This window comes from Methylobacterium amylolyticum, from assembly GCF_030700245.1.
In the GTDB taxonomy this organism is placed as follows: domain Bacteria; phylum Pseudomonadota; class Alphaproteobacteria; order Rhizobiales; family Beijerinckiaceae; genus Methylobacterium.
Map to the genome: position 1 here is coordinate 23,551 of NZ_JAUYZI010000055.1, position 6,450 is coordinate 30,000.

The window sequence follows — 6,450 nt, forward strand, 5'->3', positions numbered from 1 at the left end:
CGAAAGCCGGTGACCACCTTTCGAGACGATGCGCTAGAGCCGGCGCCGCGCCTCAGAGGAAGCCGATCGAGATCCAGGGCACGAAGGTGATCACCAGAAGGCCCAGGAACAGGGCGCCGAGGTAGATCCAGATGCGCCGCATCCCGGCCTCCGGCGGCACCTGCCCGATGATGCACGCCGCGTAGTAGCAGAGCCCGAAGGGCGGGGCGAACAGGCCCAGCCCCATCGCGAGGACGGCGACGATGCTGAAGTGCACCTCGTCGATGCCGAACTGGTGGGCGATCGGGAACAGCAGCGGGCCGAACAGCACGATCGCCGGGATGCCCTCCAGCAGGCTCCCGAACACGATGAACGCCACCACCGAGACGAGCAGGAAGCCGACCCGCCCGCCCGGCACCCCCGCCATCGCCTGCGCGAGATCCTGCGAGAAGCCGGACTGCGTCAGGGCCCAGGACATGGCGCTCGCCGCGCCGACGATGAACAGGATGGCCCCCGACAGGGACGCGGTGCGGGCCAGCATCGGCAGGATCATGCCCGCCGTCAGGTTGCCGCGGTAGACGAGGAGGCCGAGGACCACGGTGTAGGCGATGCCGATCGTCGAGACCTCCGTGGCCGTGGCGAAGCCCTCGACCACCGCGGTGCGGATGAGGAACGGCAGCAGCAAGGCGGGCAGCGCGACGAGGAGCGTCCGGCCGACCACCGCGGCGGGGGCCCGCGGCACGGTGATGGCGTTGTCGCGGCCCGCCCGCCAGCGGGCGAGGACCGCGAGCACGAGGGCGAGGACCAGGGCCGGCAGGATGCCCGCCGTGAACAGGGCGGCGATCGACACCCCCGTCACCGAGGCGATGGCGATGAGGACGATCGAGGGCGGGATCGTCTCGCTCATCGCCCCGGAGGCGGCGAGCAGCGAGAGCAGCTCACCCTCCTTCATGCCGCGCCGGCGCATCTCCGGGAACAGGACCGGCGCCACGGCGGCCATGTCGGCGGTCTTGGAGCCGGAGATCCCCGAGACCAGCAGCATGGCCCCGAGGAGCACGTAGGACATCCCGGCCTTCACGTGGCCGAGGAGCGCCGCGAGGAAGGCGACCATCACCCGCGCCATGCCGGTGGCATCGACGAGCTGGCCCAGCAGGACGAACAGCGGGACCGCCAGGAGGATGAGGCTGCTCATGCCCTCGTCCATGCGCCCGATCACGATGGTGAGCGGCGTCGAGGTGACGCAGAGCAGGTAGGCCGCCGTCGCCAGCCCGAAGGCGAAGGCGATCGGCACCCCCGACAGGATGCCGATCCCGAGCAGGCCCACGAAGAACACCGCCAGCGCCCAGTCGCCCATGCCGGCGAGCGTCGGCGCGGCCAGCGCGAGCAGCGCTGCGACGACCCCGAACGCCAGCCCGACGCCGAGGAAGTCCCGCACGCCGAAGCGCGCGAGGCGCAGCCCGCAGCTCAGCAGGGCCGCGACGAAGCCGACCGGCATGGCGAGCGCCCGGACGCTGCCGGACCAGCCGAGCGCCGGCGTCTCCACGAAGGACTGATCCTCGGTGTAGTCGTAGGTCGCGTGCAGCATCAGGAACAGGAACAGGAACATCGCGCCGACCGCGAGCGTCTCGCACCACGCCTGTCCCCGCGGCGACAGCTTGCCGACGAGGAACGTCAGCCGCATGTGCTCGCCGCGCTGGATCGCCACCACGCTGCCGAGCATCGCGAGCCACAGGAACAGGATGGCCGCGAGTTCGTCGCTCCAGATGATCGGGCGCCCGAACGTCCGCGCGGCGATGCCGACGAACAGGATGAGCACCTCGGCGACGACCAGGATCGGGGCCGGCAGCGCGATCGCGGCGCGCAGCGCGCGCTCCGCCCTGCCGAGCCAGTCCGAGGGCGCGGTCTCGGCCGGGGCCGCGGGCGCGGCGGCACTCATGCCAGCGGCCCCGTGACCGACTCCAGGGCCTTCCACGCCTCGGGCCCGAACTTCTCCTTCCAGTCGCGGTAGAAGCCCGCCTGGCTCAGGCCCTTGCGGAAGGCCTCCCGGTCGGCGGTCTCGAAGGTGATGCCCTTGGCGGTGAGCTGCGATTTCAGGGAGGCGGTGAGGCCCACCATGTCCGCGCGCTCCTCGGTCGCCGCCCGGTCCAGCTCGCGCCGGACGATTCCCTGGAGATCCTCGGGCAGGCGGCCGAAGGCGCGGCGGTTGGCGATGATCCAGAACGGGTCCCAGATGTGCCGCGTCTCGGCGATGTACTTCTGCACCTCGTAGAGCTTGCCGGCCTCGATCGTCACGAGGCTGTTCTCCTCCCCGTCGACCAGCCGGGTCTGGAGCGCCGTGTAGAGCTCGTTGAAATTGATCGAGGTCGGGTTGGCGCCGAGCGCCGAGAACAGCGACGTGAAGATCGGCGAGACCGGCACGCGGATGCGGTAGCCCTTCAGATCCTCGGGCGTCCTGATGGGCTTCGAGGTCGAGCTGACCATCCGGAAGCCGTTGTCGGCGGCCTTGGCCGGAACGACGAGGCCGGTCTTCTCGATCTGGGCGCGCACGTAGGTGCCGACCGGACCGTCGACCGCGCGCCAGACCTCGTCGTAGTCGTTGAAGGCGAAGCCGACGTTGGTCAGCGCCGCCCCGGCCGCGACCGTCGAGAGGACGGAGCCCGCGATGTTGAGGAACTCGATCCCGCCGGCGCGGACCTGGGTGATCAGGTCGGTGTCGGAGCCGAGCTGGCTGGCGGGGAAGAACTTCAGCTCCAGCCGGCCGCCGGAGGCCTCGCGGATGCGCTGGGTCGCCTCGTTCAGGCGGGTGTTGATCGGCTGGGACAGGGATTGGCCGGTCGCCAGCTTGTAGGTGAACTCGGCCGCCCGCGCCGGCCCGGTGCGGATCGCGACCAGGGGGACGGCGGAGGCCGCCGCGATGAAGCTGCGGCGCGAGAGACCGCCGCGGTTACCGGAATCCGGCCCGTTCGCCATGCTGTTTCCTCCTGCGCGCCGTCGTTCGGCCCCTCGGGGCCGCGCGGCATCGTCTCTGTCGGGCTGGCGCGCTCCCGGCATCGTGGCCGGGCGGGGATCGGCGACGGTCGCCGGAGGGGGCGACGGTCGCACGTCCCTGCGTCGGCACCTCCGCCGGGAGGCTGCTCTTGCTGATTTCGACCGAGACTAGGAGTGACATCCTTGCAGGACAATGCAGATTGTTTGCCGGTCCCTGTAGGACAGCTAAACGGTCGCCATGCCCGTCCCCTTCCGCGCCATCGGCGTGTTCCACGCCGTCGCCCGCGCCGCCAGCATCACGCGGGCGGCGGAGGAACTGGGCGTGACGCCGTCGGCGGTGAGCCAGCAGATCCAGGCGCTCGAGACCAGTCTCGGCGCCGCGCTGATCGGCAAGGCCGGCCGCAACATCGTCCTGACCGAGGCGGGCGAGCGCTACTTCGAGATGATCGGCGCCGAGGTCGACCGGATCACCGAGGCCACGCAGCGCATCAAGGTCTCCCGCTCGGTCACCACGCTCACGGTCCGGGCCACGCCGAGCCTGTCGACCAAGTGGCTGCTGCCGCGGCTGGCGGGCTTCGTGGACGAGCACCCCGACATCGAGCTGCGCCTCGACGGCACCAACGAGCCGGCCGCCTTCCGGAAGGAGAGCGTCGACATCGAGATCCGGCACGGCACCGGCGGCTGGCCGGGCCTCTACGTCGAGGGGCTGGTGGAGGAGCGCTTCCGGCCCGTCTGCGCGCCGGCGCTGGCCCCGGCCGGGAGCCTCGGCGCGGAGGATCTCGTCCGGCACCGGCTGATCCACTCGGTGAAGTCGCAGGTGCAGTGGGCGCAGTGGTTCAAGCTCGCCGGCATCGCGCCGGCGGCGCGCTGGCGCCGGCTCCTGTTCGACCGGTCCTACATGGCGATCGACGCCGCGGCCGGCGGGCTCGGCATCGCCCTGGAGAGCGACCTGATGCTCTGGGGCGACCTGCGGGCCGGGCGCCTCGTCGGCCCGGTGCGGCAGACGCCGCCGGTCGCGCTGGTGACGCAGTGGATCACCTGCCCGAACGAGTACCTGCGCTACCGCAAGGTCCGGGCCTTCCTCGACTGGATCCGCCGGGAGCGGGATGCGTGGACGGCGGAGTACGCGGCGACCGTGTAGACACGCTTCACGATGCGCGCGGAAATCTCGATTGTCCTGCACGGACGGCACTCCTAGCGTCCGGCCCGTCACGACCTGCCCGCGCGGCTCCGCGTCGACGAGGTTGCACGACGGACGGCCCCCGCACGACGGCATCCCGGCGCGCCAGCCGGGCACGGCGGCATCGTCCGATTCCGGAGGAGGAAGCCCATGAACCTGTCCACCCTGCTCCAGCAGCGCGCCTCGGCCGGGCGGCCGGTGCGCGCCGCCCTGATCGGCGCCGGCAAGTTCGGCTCGATGGTGCTGGCCCAGGCCCAGCAGATCGCCGGCCTGCACGTCGCCGGCGTCGCGGACCTCGACGTCGGCCGCGCCCGGGCCTCGCTCGCCCGGGTCGGCTGGCCGGAGGAGCGCTACGCCGCGACCTCCCTCGGGGACGCGGTGCGCACCGGCCGCACCTGCGTGCTGGACGACGCGTCCGCGCTCGCCGCCTGCGACGAGATCGAGTGCGTGATCGAGGCCACCGGCCACCCGATCGCCGGCATCCGCCACGCGCTCCAGGCGATCGACGCCGGCAAGCACGTGGTCATGGTCAACGTCGAGGCCGACGTGCTGTGCGGGCCCCTCCTGGCCGAGCGGGCGCGGCGCCGGGGCGTCGTCTACAGCATGGCCTACGGCGACCAGCCCGCCATCATCTGCGAACTCGTCGACTGGGCCCGCTCCTGCGGCTTCGAGCTGACATCCGCCGGCAAGGGCATGAACTTCGAGCCGCGCTACCGCTACTCGACCCCCGACACCGTCTGGGGCTTCTTCGGCTGGAGCGAGGAGGAGGTCCGCAAGGGCGACTTCAATCCGAAGATGTACAACTCGTTCACCGACGGCACCAAGGCGGCGATCGAGATGGCGGCGGTGGCCAACGGCACCGGCCTCGACTGTCCGGAGGACGGTCTCGCCTTCCCGCCCGCCGGCCTGCACGACCTCGCCCGCGTGTTCCGCCCCGCCGCCGACGGCGGCCGCCTCGCGCGGTCCGGCCTCGTCGACATCGCCGCGAGCCAGGAGCCGGACGGGCGCGAGGTGTTCAACAACATCCGCTACGGCGTGTTCGTCACGTTCAAGGCCACGAGCGAGTACACCCGGGCCTGCTTCAAGCAGTACGGCCTGCTCACCGACCCGTCCGGCTGGTACGGTTCGATGTGGCGGCCCTTCCACATGATCGGCCTGGAGACCAGCGTCAGCGTGCTCTCGGCGGTGCTGCGCAACGAGCCGACCGGATCGTCCAAGGAATTTCGCGGCGATGCGGTCGCCACCGCCAAGCGCGACCTCAAGCCCGGCGAGATGCTCGACGGCGAGGGCGGCTACGCGGTATGGGCCAACGCCATCCCGGCCGCGCGCAGCCTCGCTCTCGGCGCGCTCCCGATCGGCCTCGCGCACAACGTCCGGCTCAAGCGCGCGGTGGGCAGGGACCGGATCGTACGGGTCGACGACGTGGAGCTGGTCGACGACCTCGACGTGGTGGCGCTGCGCCGCGAGATGGAGGATGCTGCCCGGCATCCGCGCGGCGAGGCGGCCTGACGCGTCCCCGTCCCGGGGGGCCGGTGACCGCCGGCCCCCGCATCCCCCGTTCCCGGCGCCCGGGCGGCGCCGGTTCCCCGCGAGGCGCCCGATGCCCGAATCCCGCGACCGTCCCTTCGTCGTCATCGCCGAGTTCCAGGTCAGGCCCGGGGCCCTCGACGCCTTCCTCGTGCTGGCGCACGACGACGCCCGGGCCTCGGTCGCCGACGAGCCGGGCTGCCGGGCCTTCGACGTCGCGGTCGAGGAGAGCGACCCGCTGGCCGTGGTGTTCTACGAGGTCTACGACGACCGCGCCGCCTTCGACGCGCACCTGGCCACCCCGCATCTCGCCCGGTTCCGGGAGGGATTCCCCGCCCTCGTGACCGAGGCGCGCCCGGTGCGCTTCCTCACCCGCTCCTGCTGCGGCGCCGAGCCCGCGTGATGACACTTCAGGGTGGCGGCGCCCGCAGGATCGAGCGGTCGATGTCGCGGATGTCGCGATGGCCGCACAGGGCCATCGTCATGTCGAGTTCCGTGCGGATGATCTCCAGGCAGCGGGCGACGCCGGCCTCGCCGTAGGCCCCGAGCCCGTAGAGGAACGGGCGGCCGATGAAGACGCCCTTCGCCCCGAGCGCGACCGCCTTCAGCACGTCCTGACCCGAGCGGACGCCCCCGTCCATCAGCACCTCGATCCGGTCGCCGACCGCCGCGACGATCTCGGGCAGCACCGCCACCGACGAGGGCGCGCCGTCGAGCTGGCGCCCGCCGTGGTTCGACACGATCAGCGACTCGGCCCCGGTCGAGACGGCCTTCTC

General features: G+C 72.0%; 6 protein-coding genes (1 of these 6 only partly in view). 3 read left to right on the forward strand and 3 right to left on the reverse strand.

The features are described 5' to 3' along the window. Nucleotides 1-52: 52 nt before the first annotated feature. Together Q8W71_RS27105 and Q8W71_RS27110 are read right to left on the reverse strand one after the other, a co-directional pair. Nucleotides 53-1,915 (reverse strand): TRAP transporter large permease, encoded by a 1,863-nt coding sequence (locus tag Q8W71_RS27105; protein ID WP_305528524.1) that lies wholly within the window; start codon nucleotides 1,913-1,915, stop codon nucleotides 53-55. Continuing rightward, a complete protein-coding gene (locus tag Q8W71_RS27110; RefSeq protein ID WP_305528525.1) occupies nucleotides 1,912-2,949 on the reverse strand; it encodes a TRAP transporter substrate-binding protein in 1,038 nt (345 codons plus the stop codon). The genes Q8W71_RS27105 and Q8W71_RS27110 overlap by 4 nt, the downstream gene beginning before the upstream one ends. Nucleotides 2,950-3,205: 256 nt before the next feature. Between Q8W71_RS27110 and Q8W71_RS27115 the strand changes: the two genes are divergently transcribed. The 3 genes from Q8W71_RS27115 (at nucleotide 3,206) to Q8W71_RS27125 (ending at nucleotide 6,077) form a co-directional block, all read left to right on the forward strand. After that, entirely contained in the window at nucleotides 3,206-4,108 is a 903-nt protein-coding gene (locus Q8W71_RS27115) for a LysR substrate-binding domain-containing protein (protein ID WP_305528526.1), read from the forward strand. A gap of 189 nt (nucleotides 4,109-4,297) precedes the next feature. After that, entirely contained in the window at nucleotides 4,298-5,656 is a 1,359-nt protein-coding gene (locus tag Q8W71_RS27120; RefSeq protein WP_305528527.1) for an NAD(P)H-dependent oxidoreductase, read from the forward strand. Nucleotides 5,657-5,747: 91 nt separating this feature from the next. Continuing rightward, a complete protein-coding gene (locus Q8W71_RS27125; protein WP_305528528.1) occupies nucleotides 5,748-6,077 on the forward strand; it encodes a putative quinol monooxygenase in 330 nt (109 codons plus the stop codon). A gap of 7 nt (nucleotides 6,078-6,084) precedes the next feature. On the opposite strand, the gene Q8W71_RS27130 is transcribed toward Q8W71_RS27125, so the two are convergent. After that, on the reverse strand, nucleotides 6,085-6,450 hold the final stretch of the coding sequence (locus Q8W71_RS27130; RefSeq protein ID WP_305528529.1) for an alpha-hydroxy acid oxidase. It continues 783 nt past the right edge of the window; the window shows 366 of its 1,149 coding nt (coding positions 784-1,149); the start codon falls outside the window, past its right edge — the gene reads right to left on this strand; it ends in the stop codon at nucleotides 6,085-6,087.

What these genes read in the sequence shown, in the direction of transcription:
- Q8W71_RS27115 (WP_305528526.1), top strand. Translation starts at nt 3,206, where the DNA reads ATGCCCGTCCCCTTCCGCGCCATCGGCGTGTTCCACGCCGTCGCCCGC.
- Q8W71_RS27125 (WP_305528528.1), top strand. Translation starts at nt 5,748, where the DNA reads ATGCCCGAATCCCGCGACCGTCCCTTCGTCGTCATCGCCGAGTTCCAG.
- Q8W71_RS27105 (WP_305528524.1), bottom strand. Translation starts at nt 1,915, where the DNA reads ATGAGTGCCGCCGCGCCCGCGGCCCCGGCCGAGACCGCGCCCTCGGAC.
- Q8W71_RS27110 (WP_305528525.1), bottom strand. Translation starts at nt 2,949, where the DNA reads ATGGCGAACGGGCCGGATTCCGGTAACCGCGGCGGTCTCTCGCGCCGC.
- Q8W71_RS27120 (WP_305528527.1), top strand. Translation starts at nt 4,298, where the DNA reads ATGAACCTGTCCACCCTGCTCCAGCAGCGCGCCTCGGCCGGGCGGCCG.